The organism is Companilactobacillus halodurans (assembly GCF_009600995.1).
Taxonomy (GTDB): domain Bacteria; phylum Bacillota; class Bacilli; order Lactobacillales; family Lactobacillaceae; genus Companilactobacillus; species Companilactobacillus halodurans.
On record NZ_VDFO01000001.1, the window covers coordinates 1 to 24,279 of the forward strand.

Annotated in this window: 19 protein-coding genes and 1 tRNA gene; 2 read left to right on the forward strand and 18 right to left on the reverse strand. The window is 35.0% G+C overall.

The window, feature by feature from the left end:
* From FHL05_RS00005 to FHL05_RS00030, 6 genes are all read right to left on the reverse strand, one after another.
* Positions 1 to 632 (reverse strand): transposase family protein (locus tag FHL05_RS00005; protein WP_162000142.1); only part of this gene is annotated, 632 nt, incomplete at its 3' end.
* 217 nt (positions 633 to 849) lie between these two features.
* Entirely contained in the window at positions 850 to 1,788 is a 939-nt protein-coding gene (locus tag FHL05_RS00010) for a 3'-5' exoribonuclease YhaM family protein (RefSeq protein ID WP_238333960.1), read from the reverse strand.
* The gene (locus tag FHL05_RS00015; RefSeq protein WP_153521735.1) at positions 1,769 to 4,213 is read right to left on the reverse strand and encodes an AAA family ATPase; all 2,445 of its coding nucleotides are present in this window, start codon (positions 4,211 to 4,213) and stop codon (positions 1,769 to 1,771) included. Before FHL05_RS00015 ends, FHL05_RS00010 begins: the two co-directional genes overlap by 20 nt.
* A 2-nt stretch (positions 4,214 to 4,215) precedes the next feature.
* Positions 4,216 to 5,379: a metallophosphoesterase family protein gene (locus tag FHL05_RS00020; RefSeq protein ID WP_153521737.1), complete on the reverse strand. Its 1,164-nt coding sequence runs from the start codon at positions 5,377 to 5,379 to the stop codon at positions 4,216 to 4,218.
* A 67-nt stretch (positions 5,380 to 5,446) separates the two neighbouring features.
* Positions 5,447 to 5,785, reverse strand: coding sequence for a YlbF family regulator (locus FHL05_RS00025; RefSeq protein WP_153384980.1), 339 nt, complete (start codon positions 5,783 to 5,785; stop codon positions 5,447 to 5,449).
* Positions 5,786 to 5,794: 9 nt separating this feature from the next.
* Entirely contained in the window at positions 5,795 to 7,870 is a 2,076-nt protein-coding gene (locus FHL05_RS00030; protein ID WP_153384981.1) for a PBP1A family penicillin-binding protein, read from the reverse strand.
* Positions 7,871 to 7,962: 92 nt separating this feature from the next.
* Between FHL05_RS00030 and FHL05_RS00035 the strand changes: the two genes are divergently transcribed.
* Complete coding sequence (locus FHL05_RS00035) at positions 7,963 to 8,844, forward strand: RluA family pseudouridine synthase (RefSeq protein ID WP_153384982.1); 882 nt, start codon at positions 7,963 to 7,965, stop codon at positions 8,842 to 8,844.
* Between the two features lie 107 nt (positions 8,845 to 8,951).
* Here the strand turns inward: FHL05_RS00035 and FHL05_RS00040 are convergent, their stop codons facing one another.
* From FHL05_RS00040 to FHL05_RS00065, 6 genes are all read right to left on the reverse strand, one after another.
* Positions 8,952 to 9,872 (reverse strand): prenyltransferase, encoded by a 921-nt coding sequence (locus FHL05_RS00040; RefSeq protein WP_153521739.1) that lies wholly within the window; start codon positions 9,870 to 9,872, stop codon positions 8,952 to 8,954.
* A gap of 12 nt (positions 9,873 to 9,884) precedes the next feature.
* Entirely contained in the window at positions 9,885 to 11,579 is a 1,695-nt protein-coding gene (argS, locus tag FHL05_RS00045; protein WP_153384984.1) for an arginine--tRNA ligase, read from the reverse strand.
* A 251-nt stretch (positions 11,580 to 11,830) separates the two neighbouring features.
* Positions 11,831 to 12,772 carry a carbamate kinase gene (arcC, locus tag FHL05_RS00050; RefSeq protein ID WP_153384985.1) on the reverse strand — a complete coding sequence of 314 codons (942 nt, stop codon included), beginning with the start codon at positions 12,770 to 12,772 and terminating at the stop codon, positions 11,831 to 11,833.
* A 161-nt stretch (positions 12,773 to 12,933) separates the two neighbouring features.
* Complete coding sequence (argF, locus tag FHL05_RS00055) at positions 12,934 to 13,971, reverse strand: ornithine carbamoyltransferase (protein WP_238333961.1); 1,038 nt, start codon at positions 13,969 to 13,971, stop codon at positions 12,934 to 12,936.
* A 58-nt stretch (positions 13,972 to 14,029) separates the two neighbouring features.
* Positions 14,030 to 15,262: an arginine deiminase gene (gene arcA, locus FHL05_RS00060; RefSeq protein ID WP_153384987.1), complete on the reverse strand. Its 1,233-nt coding sequence runs from the start codon at positions 15,260 to 15,262 to the stop codon at positions 14,030 to 14,032.
* Positions 15,263 to 15,720: 458 nt separating this feature from the next.
* Complete coding sequence (locus FHL05_RS00065; RefSeq protein ID WP_153384988.1) at positions 15,721 to 16,197, reverse strand: hypothetical protein; 477 nt, start codon at positions 16,195 to 16,197, stop codon at positions 15,721 to 15,723.
* 165 nt (positions 16,198 to 16,362) lie between these two features.
* Here FHL05_RS00065 and FHL05_RS00070 point away from each other — a divergent pair.
* Positions 16,363 to 16,433 (forward strand) — tRNA-Gly (locus FHL05_RS00070).
* A gap of 133 nt (positions 16,434 to 16,566) precedes the next feature.
* Here the strand turns inward: FHL05_RS00070 and FHL05_RS12645 are convergent.
* The 6 genes from FHL05_RS12645 to wsfD form a co-directional block, all read right to left on the reverse strand.
* The gene (locus tag FHL05_RS12645; RefSeq protein WP_272950444.1) at positions 16,567 to 16,692 is read right to left on the reverse strand and encodes a hypothetical protein; all 126 of its coding nucleotides are present in this window, start codon (positions 16,690 to 16,692) and stop codon (positions 16,567 to 16,569) included.
* Positions 16,693 to 17,063: 371 nt separating this feature from the next.
* Positions 17,064 to 17,918 carry a diguanylate cyclase domain-containing protein gene (locus tag FHL05_RS00075; protein WP_153384989.1) on the reverse strand — a complete coding sequence of 285 codons (855 nt, stop codon included), beginning with the start codon at positions 17,916 to 17,918 and terminating at the stop codon, positions 17,064 to 17,066.
* Positions 17,905 to 19,935 (reverse strand): cellulose biosynthesis cyclic di-GMP-binding regulatory protein BcsB, encoded by a 2,031-nt coding sequence (locus FHL05_RS00080; RefSeq protein WP_153385072.1) that lies wholly within the window; start codon positions 19,933 to 19,935, stop codon positions 17,905 to 17,907. The genes FHL05_RS00075 and FHL05_RS00080 overlap by 14 nt, the downstream gene beginning before the upstream one ends.
* A gap of 19 nt (positions 19,936 to 19,954) precedes the next feature.
* Entirely contained in the window at positions 19,955 to 21,184 is a 1,230-nt protein-coding gene (locus FHL05_RS00085; protein WP_153384990.1) for a glycosyltransferase family 2 protein, read from the reverse strand.
* Positions 21,185 to 21,233: 49 nt separating this feature from the next.
* Positions 21,234 to 22,796: a hypothetical protein gene (locus tag FHL05_RS00090; RefSeq protein WP_153384991.1), complete on the reverse strand. Its 1,563-nt coding sequence runs from the start codon at positions 22,794 to 22,796 to the stop codon at positions 21,234 to 21,236.
* Positions 22,783 to 24,273: a glycan biosynthesis hexose transferase WsfD gene (wsfD, locus tag FHL05_RS00095; RefSeq protein WP_153384992.1), complete on the reverse strand. Its 1,491-nt coding sequence runs from the start codon at positions 24,271 to 24,273 to the stop codon at positions 22,783 to 22,785. The genes FHL05_RS00090 and wsfD overlap by 14 nt, the downstream gene beginning before the upstream one ends.
* Between the last annotated feature and the right edge of the window lie 6 nt (positions 24,274 to 24,279).

Consider the following 24,279-nt stretch of genomic DNA (forward strand, 5'->3'; position numbering starts at 1 on the left):
TCTGACAAGCTATACTGATTTATAAAGTGTTCAATTATTGTTCTGGATAGTCTGTCATGTATCAGTTCAACTAGTCTATGTGTATCTGCATCAATAGCTATAAATGTAAAAAGATTTTTTACTGAGCGAAATTCATCGAAACAAATATTTTCAGGTAAATGTGAACATCTACGTGGAATCTTCGTATTACCATACAAAATCCTGCCTACAGTACTAGCCGAAATACCAATAATCTTAGCCATGGATGACAAAGTAAAGGATTCTTTAGCCATGGAAAAGATTCTGTGTTTAACTTGCTTAGTCATTGTATGATTTTTGATCAATAAGTCACTGTGGGCACCGCAGGTGCTTCCACAGTTCCTACATAAAAATCGTTGTTTCTTAATTACTAAATGATATTCAACACCACTAAAACTGGCCAGTCTCGCATTAGTAGTTCTTTTACCGTTTTTAACTAATGAGTTCTTTCCACATTGAGGGCACTTATGTAAGGCGTAGGATAATTCGGCATTCACAACTTTAATACGCTTTATAACGCCACGTTTTTTTATTTTGGCATCTTTTACTGAAATAATTTTTATATTATCGTCTTTTATATCTAATGCACATAGTATAAAATTGTCTTGGGACATCATGTTCACTCCTGTTTGATTTGGTTTGGTTGCTTAAATCTTAACACGAGAACAGTGATGTTCTTTTTTTATCTAAAAGAGAATAAAAAACTGGCGTTGATTTATTCATCAACACCAGAAAGTTTAGAACCAAATAATTAAGGTTCAATAAAAAATTGAATCAATAACAAAAGAGGTCCGAATTCCAATTGGAATTCGGACCTCTTTTAATTTTATGTTAACTATGTTTATAAAACGAACGATTATCTAAACCAAAGATTCGTTCTGAAAACTTCCCTTTTTCAGTCTTATCAAGTGCCTTAGTAATCATATTGATTGAAGCGTCCATCATATCAATATTGTGCAAAACTTCCGCCTCAAGCAATTTAGGACGTTCTGGAGAGCCATATTCTAAAAGACCATGATGCGACAAAATCATATGACGTAAAAGAATCATATCTTCACTCTCTAAACTGATATCAAGTGCTGAAGCTGCCTTGACGATTTCTTCATCGACAATCATAATGTGACCTAACATATTGCCTTCAAAAGTGTACTCGATATCAAGACTGCCAGTTAGTTCGATAATTTTTCCAAAATCATGCAAGCAGGCACCAGCAATCAATAGAGCTCGATTAATTTGAGGATATTGATCTGCAATATTTTCAGCCATTCTAACCATACTCAAAGTGTGATAAGCCAATCCGCCTTGAAAATCATGATGATTAGTTTTCGCAGCGGCACTCGTAAAGAAACGGTCATGATACTTCTTAAAAAGGTATCTGACGATTCGATTCCAAGATCCGTTAGTTATCTGTAAGAAAACATCATCAAATTCCGCTTCCATATCTTTTCTTTTCATCGGTGCAGTCTGAACGAACTGAGACATATCAACTGTCTTTGGATCAAGTACCCCCAAGCGAGTAATATTTACTTGCGGTTTACCTTGATACAAATCACGACGACCCTCTAATTGAACGACAGCGCCTACGTGATAGTGCTCAGCATCTTCTTCACTAGCATCCCAATACTTACCGGGAATTTGGCCTGATTTATCTTCAAATACTAATGACAAAAAGTTCTTGCCATTTTTTGCAAGGCGAAAATCTGAACGTTTAATAATAACTTCCAAACTCATATTTTCACCTTTATTAAAATCAATTATATGCTTCGGCAATCTCTTCTCCCCCTTGGAGCTCCAAAATATGATCGATTGGTACTTTTGGTTCATTGGCTGTAACGTAAATAACTTGATTGCTCTTAGAAATCTCTTGAATCAATTTAAAGACGTTCTCAGTTCGTGATATATCAAAATCCACAAAAGCATCATCAATCAATATTGGCAACTTGATTAAATCTGATATTTCAGTCACGAATGCTAAACGTAATGACAAGTACAATTGAATTGTTGTAGCTTTGGACAATTCATGCACATCAAAGAGATTCTTATCTGCGCTAGTTATCATAATATCTTTATCATTAAAATCAATTTTAACGTAATTATTATCCGTTAACAGAGCAAAGTATTGCGTTGCTTTTTGAATCATCTTCGGATAACGATTTTCCGTAGCTATATTGAGCATTTCTTTAATCCAATCGCTCGCAAGTTTTTCAGCTAGCCATTCGTCATAATTTTCTAAAATATCCTCTTGGTTTTGAGCCAATTCACTAACGATTCTCTGATACTGAGTATTATCAAAAATCTGTTGCATCTGCTCTTTAAGAGAACCCATCTGACGACTCAATTGATTATTTTTATCAGATAGCTCATTTTTCTTTGCAACTGCTGCAGACAATTCATTGCTTAGGGTTTCTCGGTCAGGATATTTTTGTAGCTGAGCTAAATCGCTGCCCAGAAAATCTTTATCCTGCTTGAATTGATTTACTGCCCTAACATTCTCTACTTGTTGCGTGTGAATTTGAACAAAAGAATTCAGATTAACAATTTTATATTTTGCTAAGATTTGTTCAATTTTAGTTTTCAGTTCTGCTAAATGCTGAGTCTTGTTATCAGCCATTTCTTGAGTGACGGCTTGATTCTGTTGTGCCAAATCAGCTTTAGCTTTAATCTGGTCCAATTCAGCAAAGTACTTCTCAATTTGTTCATTATATTTGTCTGACTTATATGACTCATCTAAAACATTCAACTGAAGTAAAATTTTACGCCACTTATTCAAATCGACCTCAATCGACTTGATGCCATCGACTAATCCACGTTGACTCGTATGAAAATTGTCTAGAGCAATGACAGTTTCCTGAAGATTAATGATGGTTTCGCGAGAAAGATTCTCATAGCCCTTTTGTTTGAGAAAAGCGTAATTAGCTAAATTATTCTTAGCTGCCAAGTTTTTCTTTTGATACCAATACCAAAAGACACTCAAAGCAGCAACAACAATGAATAAGAACCGCAGTGGATTACTTGTTACAAAAGCTAAAACAATTGCCACTGCACAAATTATCAAAGGAATATTAACTTCACTATTAGTTTGCGGCGTCAATTGATCCAATTCACCACTGGTCAAAGGCAACATATCTTCAGCTAATTGCGGGTGATTCTTAAATAATTGGTCAACTTGAGTATCGACTTTTAACAATTTGGAATTCATATCGTCACGATGAAATTGTAAATTTTGCAATTCAAATTTTTGATTGCGAATATAATCTAGTTGACTTTTATTCGCATTGTAATTCTTCAAAATATTTTTCTCGACGTTGTTTAATTCCGAAACCTTATTAGTCGTTTGCGTCTCTTTTAAAGTACTCAGTTCTTGATTAGCCTTTAGAACCTCTTCCCAATCATCGTTGCTTATTTGAATAGAGCTTTCATTTGGATGCTTATTTTTTTGAAATTGTTCATAACGGGACCATTTCTTATCCAAATTACGCAAGCTATCTTCAGCTTCATCAGCTTGTTTCAATAACCTTTCATTATCATCGAAATCACGATTGACCAAACTTAACTGGTCTTTAACTCGTTGATAAGCTGTTTGTTGATTTTCAATTTCAGCTTTTTCTTCAAGCAATTTATCGCGTCGTTTCAATTTCACGACTAAAGGCTGTTTTTGACCGCGTGGTCTATAAATATTTTCCGCATCGGAATTTAAATTATCGGCAGCTTTCAACCAATCTTTACTGCCAACAGCCCCAATCGACATGATTTCAGTTTCTAATTTATTCTCATCCAGACTATAAATTGAAAGAATACTCTGATCGTCAAAAATATGAGTATTTTCAAAGTCATCCTTTGTAAAATTACCCAATATTTGGCCCATCAAAGTATCTGGAACAACTTGGCCATCATGGAATAAAGTGACCTCGCCATTTCCCTTGCCATCGACCCTTTTTACCGTCCAATGACTTTTGTCTTTTGCTTCAAATGTTAATTCTCCACCATAATTGCTACTATTTTTGGGTTTATATTGTTGATACTTGTTGTCTCCCCGAGCTGATGCAAAGCCGAAGAGAATACTTTTTATAAAATTCAATAATGTGGTTTTTCCGGCTTCATTTGATCCAAAAATAACTTGGTAATCCGATTCAAAGTTAAATTCCTGATCAATCCATTTGCCGAAGCCGTATACCTTTGCTTCAACTAATTTCACAACTATTCTCCAGTATATTTTTGATTAATCATATTTCTCGTTAGTTCCTTAATATTTTTCATGAACTCTGGATCATTGATATGTTCACGAATAATCGGCTCAGAATATAATTTACTATCCATATCTTTTATTTTATCTAAATCTAGCACGTTTGACTTAGCTTGATCCCAATATTTTTGATCTATTTTAGCTAATTGTGGATTATCGGTAAATTTTAGATAAATTTTATAAAGGATACCTTGAGTAGCAACACTAATAAAATGTTGCATTACCTCATTTCGTTCAATCGTCTTAACGACATCGTCATTTAAATTCTGAGCATTATTAATCGTTAAAGTAATTAACGAGCCAGGAGTACTCAATAAATCAGTTATCTTCGTAATCAATGAGTCGACAGTATCATCTTTTTTAGCCGTTAATTCCGCTTTTTCCCAAGTATAAATACTCGACTTTACAAACTTCATCTTCGTATTATGGTCAGTTTCTTCAACGATATAAAAACCTTTAGGACTAGTTTCATTTTGATTTCGACCTTGAATATCTCCAGGATAAACGATAACTGGCGAATCGCATAAAATCTCACGCTTATGAATGTGTCCTAAAGCCCAATAATCATAGCCTTTTTTTAAGAGGTCTTGGATTTGAAACGGCGCGTAATTATCATCGCCGACGCCTGCATGCAAAATACCGATTTGATAATCGAAATCGCCACGTGCTGGATAATTTGAAACAATATTTTGATTAATATGCTGTTGATAATAACTAAATCCAGTGATGCCCACTCTTTGACCATCTTTAGCTGTCTGTTCAATTGTTGTAACATCTTGACCAAAGACAACGACATTTTCAGGAAAATCGACCACAGCAAAATTATTGCGATAATAATCATGATTACCGTAAACTAGATAAACTTTAATATTTGCTTGATTCAATTTTTCAAATTGTTCTTTTAAAAACATCTGCGCTTTTAGTGAGCTATCGGTATCGTCAAAAATATCTCCGGCTAAAATCACAAAATCAACTTTTTCTTTCAAAGCTGTCTCAAATAAATTTTCAGTGGCTTTATAAGTTGATTCTTGTAATTTTTTTTGCAAATCTTTTGAAAAATTACTAATACCAACAAATGGCGTATCTAAATGTAAATCAGCTGCATGCAAAAACTTCATTACTACTCTCCCGTAAAAGAAAAGGACCAGAGCAAATTAATTAAGCCCTAAGTCCTTATCCTTATTATTAATCTTGATAAATTTCAGCGATAGGCTTTGAAATGATCTTATTCAATTCATCCATCATTGAATTCATCTTTTGCTCTTTTTCCATTAAGTTTTGGATTTCACTGTAATTTGAAAGTTGGTCAGTTAATTCTCTCATGGATTTAACATCGTCGTCTGTAATCTCTTGACCTTGCATTTGTTTTTGTTGAAGTTCAAATTGTTTGTTTTGAACCTTGTCGAAAAGCTTGTATGCTAAGTCGTTGGCCTTTACAGCTTCAAAAGCAAGCTTCAATTCAGCAACTTCCGTTGTCTTTCTCAAATCTTGTTCGAGTTGATTGGCGCTATCGTAAATGTTCATAAAGTCCTCCTATTGACCAAAAAAATTCTTAATATCATTATACCATTCTGTGGCCTTATCTTTAACGTTATTTACTCCATCTTTTATAGATTTAGTAATATCATTGTCATCAGAATCGTCACTTTCGCCTTGAGCAAGTTTGGCAGCGTCTTTAACTCCAAAACTAGTTCCCTTGGTGTCTGGCAAAATACCGCTCATTTCGCTCTTAAATAATTTTGCCATCCCATCTTCACTCGTGCTTGGAATAAAGTGCGTACTATCAGGATTATCAAATCCAATCCAGCTAGAAACAACGACATCAGGCGTATAGCCTATCATCCATTGATCCTTAGTACCAGCATAGCCCCAAGATTCAGGCACTTCCGTACTACCAGTTTTACCAGCAATTTGGTAGCCTGATGGCTTAGCATTTTTACCAGTACCAGAATTATAAACTCCAAGCATCATACTAGTCATTTCTTTAGCTGTATTTTTACTGATAATCTGTTTATTCGACGTATCAGTATTATTAACAATCACAGTTCCTGTCGAATCAACGATTTTAGTAATAAAGTGAGTTGATGCCAACTTGCCTTGATTAGCAAAAGCTGTGTAAGCTCGTGCCATTTGCATTGGCGAAACGCCATATTTCATTCCACCTAAAGCTAAGGCTAAGTTTTGATCGCTCTTATGAACATTGATACCGAAGTTTTCGACCGAATTGACACCTTTTTTGACACCAATTTTATCTAACAATGCTACAGCAGGAACGTTCTCACTTTGTGTCAAAGCTTTATACATTGGAATCGTCTTTTGATACAGTCCATCAGCATTAGTTGGCGTATATTTATTTTTACCAAAGCTAGTTATTTCATCTGGAAGTTCAGAATCATAGCTATAACCATTTTCAATAGCCGGAGTGTACACTGCCAATGGCTTGATGGTTGATCCAGGCTGACGTTCTTTCATTTGCGTTGCCCGGTTGAATCCTCTAAAGGTGTGATCGCCACGACCACCGATAACGCCCAAGACGCCACCAGTTTTAGGATCAACTGCTACTGACGCACCTTGAATCTTCGTTCCATCGCTAGCATTAGCTGGGAACAGATAACTATTATCAAAAGTATTTTGCATTGAACTTTGAATATTTTGATCCAAAGTCGTATAAATTTTATAACCTTTATTCAATATATCGTCTTCTTTAAGACCATACTTGTTGACGGCTTCATCAATTACCGCATCAAAGAAATAAGGATATTTGTAAGAACTAGCAACTTGATAGTTATCATCTAAATTAATTGCTGTATTCTTGTAATATGATGCTTGAGATGCAGTCAATTTCTTATTTTCAACCATCAAATCTAAGACCAAATTACGTCTAGATTTGGCATTGCTCATACTATCAATTGGATTATAAGTATTAGGTGCTTTCAGGATTCCTGCTAAAACAGCAGCTTGAGCCGGATTCAAATCTGACGCATCCTCACCAAAATATTTCTCAGATGCATCTTGAACGCCCCAGACGCCATTGCCAAAATAGGCATTGTTCAAATACATCGTTAAAATTTGTTTCTTGGAATAAATTCGATTGATTTCAATCGACAAAAATAATTCCTCACCCTTACGAGCTAAAGTTTGCTTTTGCGTTAAGAGCGAGTTCTTTGCCAATTGCTGAGTTAAAGTACTACCACCACCAGTAATGCCATGGTGAATTAGATATCCTAAAGCAGCTCTGGCGTATCCTTTGATACTAAAGCCTGGATTAGTCCAAAATGTTCGATCCTCAGTCGAAATAACAGCATTTTGGATATTCTTTGAAATTTTATTGTACTTAACATAAGTTCCTTTACTAGCGTACAATTGACCAGCATTATCGCCATCTTTATCTAAAATAGTCGTTTTTGTCTGTAAAGATGACTCCAAATCAGAAACATCTGCAGTTTTAGCTTTATATGTCCAATAACTGCTTAAAACTAGTATCATTATTAAGACTAGTAAAACTAACCAACGTGTAATTTGGAATCTTTTCCAATATTTCTTTATAAAAGACCACGCAATTAGTAATTTGGGCTTTAACCAATCCCAAAAACCATTGTTATTATTCATCGTTTAAATACCTCTATATAAGAACAAATTTTATCACATTATGGAACCAATTTTTGAATTACCCCCATAATAATTAAGGAGTCAACAATTAAATGTACCAAAAAACCATCACCTATTACCAGCAGAATCAAGAAAAATTAACAATTAGACAGCTATTAAAAAAATGGCTGATTCCTAAAAAATGGCAACATTTTTTTCGTATCCAACAAGACGTTCTAATCAATGGAACTTATCATTCTTTCAATACAATCGTGAAAAATGGCGACAAAATTACTTTGATTTTCAATTTTCCACCACGAACCAAACAAACTTATTTACCTGGAAAAGACCCTATCGACGTTGTTTACGAAGATGACGATATTATAATCGTCAATAAAAAAGCTGGTAAAAAAACCCATCCTAATTTAAAAACTGAATCAGATTCTTTAATGAATGACGTTGAAACATATTTAAAAAATGGTCATCCCTATATGGTGCATCGAATCGATATGGAAACATCCGGACTTGTTTTGATTTCAAAAACGCCTTATTTGGTACCAATCTTTAATCGACAACTCAGCAGCAAAAAGCTCTTTCGGGAATATTTAGCTGTTATAGATTTAAATGCTCCTATACCTAATTGTGGAGAAATAAATTTACCCATCAAGCAAGACCCCAACGACGTTCGTAAGCGGATGGCCGCTTCTGATGGTTTAAAAGCTATCACCAAATATAAAGTCTTACGCAAGAATGACCGTTTTGCATTAGTTCAATTAAACCTTTTGACAGGAAGAACTCACCAGCTACGTGTTCATTTGGCATATAATAATTGGCCTATCGTTAATGATCCGCTATATAACTCTTCAAAAAAGACAGGCCAACTTTTACTATTTGCCCACAAATTGGTTTTTAGAGAACCCTTTACCAATGAATTAAAAATAATTTCAGCAAAACCATCAAAAAATATGTATAATTTAGTATGTGCTTATTTTTAGCAACCAAAAAGGCTCACCTAATCCCGACAATTAGGTGAGCTCTTCTTTTATCTTCAGAAAGAAGTTTTAGGAGTGATTTTTTTAACTCTTTCTGTGGAAAACTGCAATTAAAATTTTACTGTAATTAATTTAATGATTGCCCCGACAGCAATCAATAAAATATATGTCACAGAGAATTTACTTACAGCTTTAATAACTAAAGGATACGTCTTTGTCTTAACTTGTTCCTTTAAGTAAGGACGAAGATCGTCCCAAATATTTGGATAAAGCAACACTTCTATTAAGGTAATATAAGGCGTTACTTTCAACAAAGCTAGGATGGGTATCAACATAAAAGCTAAAGCCCAGCTAGCTTTAAATAAACTCAATGCATTGGCTTTTCCTACTTTACTAACCAATGTGTTACGACCATTTTTTAGATCTGCTTCTAAGTCGCAGGTGCCATTGCTTAACTCTGCACAAAAGAAGGCAAAGGTATTTGGTAAACTAACCAAGATTACCGAGATGGCTGTGCTAGAATCAAATCTACCTGATCCAAATAGCCCTAGATAGGAGTAGGCTATTGGAATCAACTGGCTAATGGCAATAGCCACCACGATTTCACCAAACATAGTGGAATTAAGCGGCTTAGGACCTGCCGAATATAACAAACCGACCAAAACTCCAATGATACCAATCATCAAAGTTATCCAATCGGTCTGATAAACCAGAAAAGCCCCAATTACTAATGGAAAAATGGCCAAACCGTACATCCATTTTTTGACTATTGCCAGTGATTCACGATTAATGCCGATAGTACTGATTTTTTCACGATATTCTTCATCATGAGAGTTTCGATAATCCATATAATTATTATGAAAATTGATAAATAAATGGATAAAGAAAACCGTCACGAATCCTAAAATACCGTATAAAATATTGAAGGTTCCATAGTTTAAATAAATAAAACAGATTGCGAGCAACAACCAGGCTAAATCTAGCGTGGTTGTTTTTATTTCCGAAAGTTCGCTAAAAAGTTTTTTATTCAAAACGAATTCACCCTACATTTCTTCAGGAGCCTTAACGCCAAGTAGACCCAGTGACATTTGCAAGACGATTGAAACTGCTTTAACTAATGAAAGTCTAGCCTTCAAGTCATCGTCGTCAGCGAGGATTCTACTGTGGGCATAGTATTGGTTGAAGCTCTTAGCTAATTTCAAAACATATTTAGCAACAACTGATGGTTCATATGTGTTAGAAGCACGCTCAACAACAGCTGGGAAGTTTTGCAACATCTTAATTGTGTCCCAAGCTTCTGGATCTGAAATTGCGTGATTGCTGATTGATTCGTAATCAGAAACTCCTGATTTTCTCAAAATACTTAAAGCACGAGCATTAGTATATTGAACGTAAGGACCAGTTTCACCTTCAAAACGAACAACATCTTCAAGATTGAAGTCAAAACTATCACGACGGTCATTCTTCAAATCATGGAAGACAACCGCACCGACACCAACTGCTTCAGCGACAGCTTCTTTATCTTTCAAATTAGGATTTTTCTCTTCGATTTGTTTCTTAGCAAGATCAACTGCATCATTTAGGACATTTTCAAGCAAGATAACACGTCCAGAACGAGTTGAAAGCTTCTTGCCACCAGTAGTAATCAAGCCAAATGGAATGTAGTCGATATCATCTGACCAGTCGTAACCCATTTTCTTAAGTACAATCTTTAATTTAGCAAAATGCTCTGCTTGTTCGCTACCAACGACATAAAGTGATTTCACAAAGTCAAAGGTATCTTTACGATACTTGGCAGCAGCCAAATCACGCGTGATATAAAGTGTGGCACCGTCAGTTTTCTTAATCAAAGCTGGCGATAAGTCATATTCAGAAAGATCAACGATTTCAGCTCCACGACTTTCTTTAAGCAAGCCTTTTTCTTCAAGCGTATCAACGATAGCATCCATCTTGTCGTTGTAGAATGATTCACCAGTGAAGTGGTCGAATTTAACATCCAAACGATCATAAATCTTTTGGAATTCCTTAAGAGACAATTCCTTGAACCATGTCCAAAGAGACAAGGCTTCTTTGTCCCCTTCTTCCATCTTTCTAAACCAAGCACGAGCTTCGTCGTCTAATTCTGGCTTTTCTTCAGCTTCTTTATGGAAACGTACATAATATTTCAAGAGATTATTGATAGGATCAGCTTCAACTTCTTCAACTGAACCCCATAGTTTATATCCAACGATCAACTTACCAAATTGTGTTCCCCAGTCACCCAAGTGGTTGATTTTAACTGGATTGTAATTTAACTTACTAATAATTTTGGCAATTGAATTACCAATAACGGTTGAACGTAAGTGACCCATTGACATTGGCTTTGCAATATTAGGCGATGACATATCGATAGGAACATTGCGTCCTTTACCCTCATCAGCATTACCGTAATCAGTATTTTTTGTTAAAACTTCATTGATAACATCATTTGAAAATGCTTTTTTATCTAAGAAGAAGTTAATGTAGGCACCAGTGTTAACAACCTTTTCAAAACCAGTTGTATCAATTTTTTCAACCAACTCTTCAGCAATCATCTTAGGATTTTTGTGCAATGACTTAGCTAAGATAAATGTTGGAAAAGCATAATCACCAAGTTCTGATGTCTTAGGCTTTTCGATTAATTTGTTAACTTGTTCCTCAGTTATTTCTTCTGGTAAAACTTTAACTAGTGTATCTACTACTTGTTTTTTAAAATCCATATTTATCCTCCTTTAGATAAAAAAAACGCCTCTTCCAATAAACATATTGAAAGAGACGAGATTTCCCGCGGTACCACTCTAATTGATTAATATCCACTCATTAATTGAATTATTTGTTTTTATAAGAAGGTGCGACTCAATCTTTGAAATAGCCAACTCTCACCAAAACATGGCCTCGCTTAAAATCTTTTGATCAATTATTCCTTCTTTTGCACAAGTATGATAGCACATAAAAATCACAATAACAATCATTATTTGTGAATAACAGTGCCCTTATTTCCAGCGATGATTTCCTTAACATCATCCAAGGCACCAATAACTGCCGGTTTGCCAGATGCTTTGACAAAAGCAACTGCCGCTTGAACTTTAGGCATCATGCTGCCTTTAGCAAATTCATGGTTATCAATGTGTTTTTGAATCTCATCAGCTGTTACGTCAAAAATTTCTTTTTGATTTGGTTTACCAAAATTATAGAAAACTCCCCCCACAGAAGTCAAAATAAACAATTTATCTGCCTTAACTAATTGAGCAATTTTTGAAGCACCAAAGTCCTTATCAATCACAGCTTCTTGACCAATCAAACGATTGCCATCTTTAACGACTGGTATTCCGCCACCGCCAGCAACGATTGGAATCACTCCTAAATTGGAAATAGCTTCAATTGCCGGATATTCGTTGATTTCCACCGGTTTTGGAGAGGGTACGGCTCTTCTATAACCCCGTCCAGAATCTTCGACTATCGTCCAATCAGGATGTTCCTGACGCAATTGATTGAGTTCGCCTTTATCATAAAATGGACCAATTGGTTTTGATGGATTACTGAAAGCTGGATCATTTTTATCTACGATTGTTTGCGTAACTAATGTGACTACCTGCTTATTGATACCATTTTTTAATAAAACTTCTTTCATAGCATTCTGAAACCAGTAACCAATACTTCCTTGGGTCATAGCGCCACAAGTATCTAACGGCAAAGCTGGATTTTTTTTACTATTGGCGGCTGCCTGTTGCAACAATAGATTCCCTACTTGCGGACCGTTTCCATGCGTAATAATTAAATCTTGATCATTTTTAACAAATTCCACGAGCGATTCACTCGTCTTCATGACTGCTTTTTGCTGAGCTTTTGCACTAGCATCTTTACTTAAAATAGCATTGCCGCCTAAAGCCACAACAACACGTTCTTTAGTCATAGTTACCTCTCCTAAAACTTTGAAATTTTGTTTACTCTAGATGATGCAATTTTTGGATACACCAATTTTTACAAAAATGCTATTTAATCTCTCCTAAGAAATTGTCTTTAACTTTCGATAAAAAAGGGCCTAACGATACGCTAGACCCTTCTTTAATAACTTTAAACTTTAGGAATAAACAAATTGCCTAAAGTTGCTGCCATAATGGCTTTGATAGAGTGCATTCTGTTTTCCGCTTCTTCAAATTGACGAGCATATTTGCTTCTGAAAACTTCATCTGTTACTTCCATCTCGCTTAAACCGTATTTATTCTTAATATTTTGTCCATACTTCGTATTTGTATCATGGAAGGCAGGCAAACAATGCATAAAGATGATCTGGTCGTCAGGTTGACCGGCTTTTTTTATCATATCCATATTTACTTGATATGGTTTGAGAAGCTTGATTCTTTCTTCCCATTGGCTCTCTTCACCCATTGATACCCAAACATCAGTATAAATAACGTTAGTGCCTTTGACGCCCTTTTCAATATCATCAGTAATCAAGAATTTGCTGCCAGATTCATCAGCATATTTTTGAGCAATATCAACGACTTTTTGATCAGGGAATAATTCTTTAGGAGCAACGATATGAATATTTACGCCGAGCATTGAACCGGTAACTAGAAAACTATTGGCCATGTTATTACGACCATCGCCAACAAATGTTAAGGTCTTGCCCTTTAGACTGCCAAAGGTTTCTTTCATTGTCATAAAGTCAGCCAACATTTGTGTGGGATGCCATTGGTCAGTTAGACCATTCCAAACGGGAACGCCAGAATATTTGGCTAAATCCTCGACTGTTTTTTGTGAGAATCCCCTAAATTCAATAGCATCAAACATGCTTCCCAATACACGAGCCGTATCTTCGACACTTTCTTTACTACCTAATTGAATATCATTGGCACCCAAAAATTCAGGGTGTGCACCAAGGTCAATCGCAGCTGTTGTAAAAGCTGAACGTGTCCGGGTTGAATTTTTTTCAAATAGTAAGGCAATATTTTTACCTTCTAGGTAATGATGAGGAATGCCCTTTTTCTTAAGAGCCTTCAAATGAATTGCAAAATTGATTAAATATTCTAATTCTTCAGGCGTATAGTCTTTTTCTGCTAAAAGACTTCTACCTTGAAATACTGAAGTTTCTTTACCTTTATAGTCCAAAATCATTCCTCCTAATTGTGAATTAAAATTAGTCTATCACAATTTTTTCATGTGCCTTTTATTTTTTCAAATCTTCACGAACTAATGGCATGCTCATGCAGCGAGGACCCCCACGACCACGAGACAATTCACTTGAAACTGTCTCTAAAACTTTTAAGCCATGTTTTCTAAGGATTTCGTTAGAAACATAATTTCTATCGTATGTAACTACTACTCCAGGAGCAATTGCTAAAGTATTTGAGCCATCATTCCACTGTTCTCTTGGAGCAATGATTGGATCTGCGTTTCCTGTTGGGATTAAGTCCAGATCGTCTAAACCAAGTTCTTTTTTCAAAACGGCTTTTAAATCTTGATTATGTTCAAAAGTCAATTCATTATCTTTTCCAGGATGAATGGTCCAAGTATCAATTTTGCCGCCTTCGCCTAAGATACCTGGATGAACAGTAAATTGATCGTAATTAATCATTGTAAAGACGGTATCTAAGTGCATCATTGCATGGTTATGCGGAATTTTGATAGCAATAACCGTATCGTAATTGCTATCTTTAAAAAGATTTCGAGAAATATCTTGAATAGCTGTTGCTGAGGTTCTTTGAGAAACTCCGATTGCCAAGACGTGGTCGCTTAAGACCAATTCATCTCCACCCTCAATTCGGTGCGTGTGATTTCTATCACGCCAGATATGCAATCCTTTATTGGCAAAGCGAGGATGATATTTGATAATTACTTCCATGAACATTGATTCGCGTTGTCTAGCAGGATAGGTCATATGGTTGATACTTAAGCCATCGCCGATCGAAGCTGCTGGATCTCTAGTAAAGTAAAGGTTAGGCATTGGATCGAGATAAAATGGATAATCGTTATCTTCAGCGGCACTGACTAAGTCTGTCGGGATAAAGTCAATATCGCTCTTTCTGATACCAATCATCAATTGGTTAACCATCGCTTTAGTATCTAAACTCATCAGATATTCTTTCAAGGCATCATGATCGGCTCCTTGTGCATAATCCGACTCGCGAAGCATTTTTTCTACAAATGCTTCTTTAATATTTCCAGCATCGATTGCTTCTGCTGCCAGATTTTCCAAGTACAAAACTTCTGTTCCATTGTCACGTAAAATCTGAGCAAAATGGTCATGTTCTTTTTGAGCAATTGGCAAATATGGGATGTCATCGAACAATAGTCGGGGCATTGTATCAGGCGTAATGTTTTCTACTTCGTGGTCGGGACGTTTCAACATTACTACATCCAATTTTCCAATTTCTGAAGTAACATGGATTGGCATAGTCATAAAAAATCACTCCCCAATTTTAAATTTCGTTACCAAACCTCACTATAAAGAACCAAAGTTATATTTGCAAGCGGTTTCATAAGCTAGTTTCTTTTTATTTCTATAATTTTAATCTTGAAAAAAGTTCAATCCTTTATCGCTCTTATCAACTTATCTTAATGATTAAAGAAAATATGATTAAAATTAAATTTTTAAAAATATTTTTGCTTGACAAATAATTCTAAAATTGTTTTCAGAAATGTTTAAAAAGTTAATTTTATACTCATTTAAAAGAGCAATTATTTACAAAAAAAGAATCTCCATCAAATACGATGAAAATTCTTTGTTTTGAAATAAAAGACTTTTGAACTTAAATAAACCTTTTTTAAATCTATTTTTAAAAATAATTTTTAAGCTTTATTTTATGTAAAACTTGATGAATAAAAAAAGCCGAAATTTAACTTCCGGCCTTTTCATGATTATTTTGCATTCTTTTGAGCAGCTTTAACTGCTTGCTTGTGTGATCCATTATATAATTTCCATTGTTTGCCATCAGAAGATTTAATAGTTGTCTTGCCAACCTTTACAAAATTCCAGTCAAAATCAGGTTCCTTGATAACTCTAAATCCATCAATCTTGAATTTCTTGTGGTTCTTTTTATTAAGAACTAACTTAGCTTTCTTGAAATCAGTAATAACTTTCTTGGAGCCATCTTTATTAACACGGACAAATTGAACTGTCTTTTTGTCTTTACCAGTGAAGAAGGTGATGTATTCGTTCTTATTATCTTTGCTAACACCAACATAATCTTGATTCTTAACTTCGCTCTTTGTAATTTTCTTTGCAGAATGTTGTTCAACTTGCTTAGTAGCAGTATTGGAACAACCAGTAGCAACAGTAGCAAAACCACCCATTAATGAAACAGCGGCCATTAAAGTAACCAATGTTTTTTTCATTATAATCTTCTCCTTGATGCAATTTATTGATAGAAATCTATCGTCAACCTTGATTCTATGGTAATGAAAACTAAAAATCAATTTATATTGTAAATTATGACAACTTTTTTAAACAAATCTTATCTTTTTGGAAAAATTTATTGTATAATAAGAGGGTTGTAAAGTGCGAACTTAGTTTAATGGTAAAATACCAGCTTCCCAAGCTAGTGTCGCGAGTTCGATTCTCGTAGTTCGCTTGAAGCAATTTCCTTTAATAAATGTCGTCAATCTTTTTAGATTGATGGCTTTTTTATTTTCATTTAATGATTCAAACAATGATTCAAATTAAAAAGACATCCCCAAATGGCGATGTCTTTTTGCTTAAGCTTTTTAGGAAACTGTTTTGAGTTTTTTTACTGCTTCTTCAATTGTTTTACCATCAGCAAAAACATGTTTGTTTTTATCTTCGACAGTAAACAATTGAGATTTAGTATTTAATTCTACACGATATTTCATTTGTTTACCTCCATCTACTTATTTCTTAATATTGCTCAACGGATAATAAATGAAATTATATTCCTTATTTATTAAAATGCAAGCCCTTTCTTTTTAATCTTTAATGATATTTTGATTTGTTACGGTGGCAAATTTATCCAATTCTAGATATAATGAAACCAGAGAATAAGGAGAAGATGCAAAATGAAGAATATGTCCAAAAAAGAATATCCGTCGTGGTACTTTCATAAGAGAGGCCACAACGCTGTAGAATTTAAAAAGCCAGATAAATGGTACGAATGGTCGGCCATTCTGGATATTGTCTTTTTTGCGATTTTTTTACTTATCATAAATCACTAACAAAAAGCTCTGACAAATTGTCAGAGCTTTTTTTAAACATCATATTGAGTTTCATGAATCCCTTCATTCATCAAATCATATGGAGTTTTCATTGTTTCCCCATTCCAAAGTGCGATTCCGACTTTCATTGAAATCGCCAAATTATTTAATGATGAATCTTCCTCAAGCCGTTTTTCAAAGCCTTCTTCAATCCTTTTAGTAGCAATGTCAGCTCCTTTATCATCGGTATAGAGCAGGATTGCCCAAGTTGGATCTTCATTATCTAATAGATACGTAATATCATTATTTCTCGTTTTTTCTTTAATGGCATCAGAAGTCAATTGTAAAAGTTGTCTTAATTGTTGCGCACTCATCATTCGTTTCAAATCATTAAAGTAGCGAATCTTAATGATTGCCGTAGCTACTGGAATCTTAAAGCGACGATTAGTTTCCGCAAATACAGCAATATCTTCAATATAAGCTACCGTTGTTCGCAAATTGGTCTGTTCATCAAATGCGCCACGTTCCACTAAGGTAGTTCTTAATTCTCGATTAGCTTTTTGTAAAGCTACTTGATTTTGGGTCATTGAGTACAGTGCTAACGACATCAAAATTGGAATCAACATCCAAAAACTCAGTTGCCATGGTATATGAGTAATTGAAGTTACGTACTGATAAACCATAATGACTACCTGAATACAAATAAAAATAATATTGGCAATCAAACTCGGCAAGATACCAAAGAAATAAGTAATCATCAATAACAAAATCGTGCAGAATAGATAAATTACATTTAATAAAATATTTCCACTCAATACCATCAATATTGCAGCAGCACTGAATAAAGTTAGGAAAAGCAACAGTCCAATGTCCTCATACAATGAATTTTTAGCATCATGATTTTCCATTGCGATTACCTCCATTCAAAAATCCCTGTTTGTGGAGCGTTAAAATTACACCGAAACCAATCAAAATAATAATTAATACAGCAATTCCCAGATAAATAATCAACTGTGAATTTTTTGTAATCTGTCTCTTTGTCATTAGATTCTTATCAATAGCTTTATTCTTTTTGAATCGATAGCCAAAATGTCCATTATTCATATCGACCACGATGGCATCCCCATTGTATTTTTGAACGTTATTTTGAAAATTAATTTGGGTCGATGCTAAATAAACGTCATTAGTCGTGGCACCTGTTACTACTAACATGCCTCGTTTATCGTTATAAGGCGAACGCAATAATTGAGCAGTCCCAATATTTCTCCCATAATCTTGTTCAAGACTCATCTTTTCATTGGCGGCGATTCGTTTGAAATCATCGGTATATTTAAAATAAAGATGAGAATTCAGTTCTTTGATCATCTGATTATTTTGGGGAGTTCCAATGACGATTACATTGCTATTTTTTAAGACATTTTGATTGGGTATCTCATTGTAAAACTTAATTTCACCAGTATTGCTCTTAGCAAAATTACCAATCAAATTAAAGATATTAGTCAAAGCCTTAAAATCATTTCCACTGAGCTTTTTAGGGACGACCACGGCCAAATGATCATAAGTCTCATCTTTAATAAAAAGCGATGGGTAATTGCTAAAGAGTAAATCGTTATTTCGTTGCGACTTAATCAACATTTTCGACTGTGGATTAACTTGAGCCCAAGGCGTATTGCCACTGTCAGCTTCAGAATTACCTTTCAAATCCAAATCAAAAGCTACTCGAACTGTAAAGCTGCTGCCCAAAACTAAATTCTTTGGCACATCAACTGTAATCGAATCATTATTAGCTTTTTTGCTAAGGAGCTTGCTGCTGCCAATTACAGTCTGATTAACATAAACGGTCACTAAGGACCGACTAAAATCAAGGTTCTTACTGTAATTAAAATGCAATTGAATCTTTGAACCATTAGCGTTTATCCGATCATTTGGCAATTGCACTAAGTAGCTAGTTTCCTTGTGACCAGCACCTTCCATTCGCTCTGGCGTTGTGGTTAAATGCCTCACTCCGTTGTCATGCAACGTTGAAGTCAACGTATCAGTTTCATTGGTAATAACTTCCGTATCTTTATTGGTTTGCTTCATCAACTCTTCATTAGCAATAAAGCGACCCGCTTTTTCAAGGAGTTTGTCATTTTGCGAGGTTGCTATCAGATAATGCTTCCCGTTGACATAGTAAGTTTTAATTATCGCCTGATCATCGACATCCTTTTTCGAGATTACTTTTTTCAACTGTTTAGGTAAATGTTGATATTTAGAAATTACTAAAGAGTAATCACCCATCTGAGTTTTAGCTTGATCAAATTTAATAACCGGAATTTGACTGTTCTCCGTTATTATTCGTGCTTCACCGGATAAAGCCACCATACTCGCAGTTAGTTCTGCAGCTGAGGCTTTATTGGCTGTCAATATTTGCGAATTCTGATGTGCAATCGTATCTTGCCCAGAGAAATGGTTATAAAATGAGCTTAATGTTTCATCAGCATCTTCTAATTGATATTCAAAATTAACATTGGATCCCTTACCCACAGTTAACCAATTTGCAGGTGTTTGCACTTGATTGTCCTGGTTTAGAATTTGTCCACTGATTGTCAATTTATTGCTGCCGTTCATTAAATCTAAGGGAACATCAACCGATTCAGTTTGAAATCCAGTTGAATCCTGCGGTCTAAATGAATAAAATTTAACGCCATTTAACGACACTGTAATATCAGATGCTTGACTATTAGCCAATTGTGAAACTTGATAGTTGAAATTAAATGTTGCTTTATCAACTTGCCAATAATCCATTTTATTAAAGTACATATCAGTTTCCACAGATTTGCCAGAAATTGTCATAATATTATTTTGAAATTGCTGCGTGTAAGTTTGATCATCTTCAGCTTTAACTGTTGTCTCTGACGTTGCACAATAGACTGCAAAAAGCATCAGAAGAGAAATCAAAACTTTATTTATAACGCTTAGTTTTATACCATTTTGCTTGTTTATGAAATACTTGTTCACGAATATACCCCACCATTCCGTAAGCTGCAACTGCAAGCCACATTTGACTATAAACTAAATACATGTAGACAATCAGTAATAAATTACTGAAAGTTAACTCTCCTCTTTCAGTCGTAATCGTTAAAAAGGTACTGACGATAAACATGACGACTGCGAAGAACCATAAGAAAGTACTGAAACCTTGTAGATTAGAATGAACCAATCCGGCGACCGATAAAACAAACACCGCATCCGATAATAAAAGAGATGTCATCAAGAGAAAATAAATTGTTAGAAAATATATCAAATCAAAACGAATGACACGGCCTTTTTTTTGAAATAATAGTTTGGCATTTTTCAAGATAACGTAGATATTTCCTTTGACCCAACGCGTCCTTTGATGAAACCATACATCCAAAGTTTGTGGTTCTTGTTCCCAAGTGACAGCCCGAGGTTGAAACTTGATTCGATAACCCATTTGATAAATCCTAAAACTGATCTCAGTATCTTCAGCCAATGCTTTAACATCCCAGCCACCAACTTTTTCGATAACGTTTCTTCTAATAACATAATTCGTTCCCGGAATCGTACAAAGATTAAACAATTGTTGTCGTCCGGTTTGGGCCATCCACTGAAAAGACAGTGTTTCAATATTGATAAAGCGTGTTAGCAGACTAGCATTTTTATTTCTAGTCCTAAATTTCCCAATAACGGCCGCCAATTTATCATTTGATAGCAATTCAGCTACCAAAATTCTCAAAGCACCGTGTTCCGGTGTATTATCGGCATCATAAATCGAAATAATGCTCCCTTTTGCTCTTCTTAAACCAATATTCAGAGCATTTGATTTACCTTTTCCACCGGTGACGTTATCGGTATTGATAACTTGCAATCTTTTTTCTCCAAATTGTTGTTGCAAATTACCTAACAATTCACTTGAATCGTCGCTTGAGTTGTCATTAATCACAATAACTTCATACTTATCTTGCGGATAATCAAAACTCAACAACGACAAAACAGTTTTAACGATGACAATACCTTCGTTATGCGCCGGTACTAAAATACTCACAAATGGTATTTTTCTCGGAAGTTTGGGATCATCCAGGTTAACATGTCGCAAATACCAGGTGTACCCGGCAACGGTCAGTAACAGGTTAACAACCAATGTCCCCCAGATTGAAAGTACTGCAATCATTAAAAAGAATTCTAAAACTGAGATAAGGATTCCCCCTCTAACTATTTTTTTAGCGCTTAAACCTATTCCAATAAATCCTACGTCCAATGAAGATAAAGACGATGAATATTATCATGATGATAATGAAAAACACTGTTAAGATATCGCCTTGGATGCGGAAATAGCGACTAAACGACGACTTGGGTTTGCCATCTGAAAATTGCTTATTAAAAACCTTATTAGTCGCTTGAATAGCTTCTCTTTTCCCATTGACAAAATAATCTCCACCTCGATACTCAACAACCGTCGTATCCGTTTCAATTCGAGTTTGCAAATTGTCAGCCACCGGATCGTACCAGCTCAAATCTAAGTTATTAATTTTTGACTTTGCTTGTTGCATGCTCTTCTTAGTATTTGGCATTGAAATGGTTAAGGCCATTGGGGCACTAAAGGTCGTCTCTTGGGTTTTCGTCAGTCTATTTAATGACTGTGCAGGCAGAGCCAAAAGATTTTGTCGTGCCACCTGTGCATCATTATCTTCTTGTAAATGAAGCGGCTTAGATTCATTAGGTAATAGCAGCCAATTATCTGAAAATTGCAAAGAGTGACTTCGCAAAATCGTATCCTGATTCCAAAAACCTTTAGCACTTATCCCTACTGGAAAAACTTGCTCTTTCGCCAGACTAACCAAATACTTTCGCATCATCTGTTCCAAAATCTCACCATTGCTATCTGCCGTCGTTACCATTTCAGGCATTTGGAGAAAAATTACTCCTCCACGATTTTCTACGTTACGTAATACCTTGGTAAACCGAGAGAAAGCTTTCATTTCAATGTTCTTACTGACAGAAACGGTACTGATTGCAAATGGTATCTGATTTTGATAGCAAAAATCACTCAATTCGTCTAAGTAATCTAAGTTGCTATATGGTGAAACATTGGTAAAAGTTAGCACAGGGTGATATTTCCCAACTCGATGGAATAATTTGGCTAAAAATTGTACTTGGGTCAACATTTCAAGTCCACTAGCGGAAAAAAACGGCAAGTATCCACTTTCTCCATTGATAAACCCAAAGGGATAGCTAGTAAGGTTATCTTGAGTTTTTAAGGTTCCAACTTTGTCAGATGTCGAACTTGCTTTACTTACGAGCGTTACATTCTGACTAAATGGCAACAATTTCTTGTTTCCTTCACTGGTTAAAAGCAATTGTTGTTGATAAAGCCTTTTTACCTTTACATCTAAATCAGAAATTTCTCTATCCGTTAAATTATTGCCAATATGCAATTTGATTCCTGAAAACTTAGCTCGATCCTTAATGAAGTCTTGATTATGCAACCCCACTTGTTCCCAATTGATCATCGTTATAACGCCTAAATAATGCTGATTTAACATATTTTTTTGATAATCTTTTTGATTAACCGTCTTGACCCAAAGGTTCATACTCGTCAAGCTGCGTTGTAACGCATCAATTTTTACTTGAGCATTTTCAGCTTCATTTGAAGAATCATAAACTAATAAAACTTGATCACTTTCCACATCCGCGCGAACTGTCTGCGAAGAAACAAATGTCAAAATAATCCCAATGGACAAGAGAAAAGCAAGCAAAATTTGTTTTAGTCTATTCACTGACAACACCATCCCCCACTTCGGTATTCCATAATGTGTGATTGAAAACATCATTGATAAAAATCAACAGCGCTATATTTAAACTAATTGGTATCATAAACAACCTTCTAGATAAATCGGCATCGCCATCTATCAAAATAGCAAAGATGGGCGCAATTACGACAATCGTCATCAATCCAATAATCAAGAACAACCGTAAAATTCCTTGATATCTTTTAGCACGAAAATCCTTGTAAAAACCTACGCTAAAAGCGGCAATAAGTCCGACAGCGATTAAACAATTAAATGTATACCGACTAGGAAATAAGGCTGAAAAAAAGGTACTATAAAATGTAAAATAAGTTACCTGTTCTTTAGCCTCATGACCCGAATCAATTGGATAGTTACCAACTGATTCTGGCTGAATAGCTGTTAAATCTTTTGCAGCAACGTTCAATAAATCTCCCATTTGTTTCAAATGAGTCGCGTAATATTTAATGACCCAGCTTAAATTAGATTTTTTAATCAAATTTTTCTTAACATCTTCACTATTCGGGTTTAAAGCCGTATAGTCCTTTGGATAGTAAGGTTCATTGCGCATCAAGGCGAATTGACCATCTATTCCATTTTTTTCGATTTTTTTTGTTGGATCGCTATTCTCATCTAGAATCCCATGAGTAAAGGTTTGATAATCATTAGCCGCAAAAACCTCAGAACTAGCAGTTTTATAAATTCCTATCCCTGAAAGTAAAATCAGTACAATCCCAAAACCTGCCGCCAAACGACGTGTCTTAAAATTAGGCAAAAACATTATTCCTAATCCCATAATTGCTAAACTGATTGCTAAAATTGCATTTTGTGACCCCATCGTGACTAAAAGTATTGAAGCGATAAAAAACAAAGTGATCATTGGCCAATGGTGAACGTAAATATTTCTTGCTAAAGAAATAATAGCTGCACACAGATAAAGCATCAGAATCAGCATTCCCGGTTCAGCGAAAAAAGAATTAAAGTAAAGCGTAAAAGCTGAATCGCCAAATGCAAAGACAATGAAAATTGCCATCAGATAATTCTTGAACTTTCGAGTGGGGGCTGTTAACGAATTAGTAAATAAATAAATTCCCCCAAGATAAAACACATAGTAGACAAAGCCCAAGAATCGGATATCAAAAATCGTGTGACTGTAAAAAATTTTATTCAATAAAATTGCTAATTGAATAAATAAATTTTGTGATGAAAATAATTGAACCTTATTTTCATTAAAGTACTGTAAAAGCCCAAATTTAGGAACGACATAATCACTATATTGACTGTATGATGTCGGCAAACGATAAATCCCATTGCCAGCAATTGCTCGATAAAAATTTCCGTTATCCGCTAAGCCGTGAATTGGCCATACGAATAACAAAGAACTGCTAGTCAAAATAATCAAAATGATTGCTAAAGTGGCTGGTGAAACTTTTTGAGCAAATTTAGTTAATAAATATTTTGCTTTTTCCCTCATAATTAT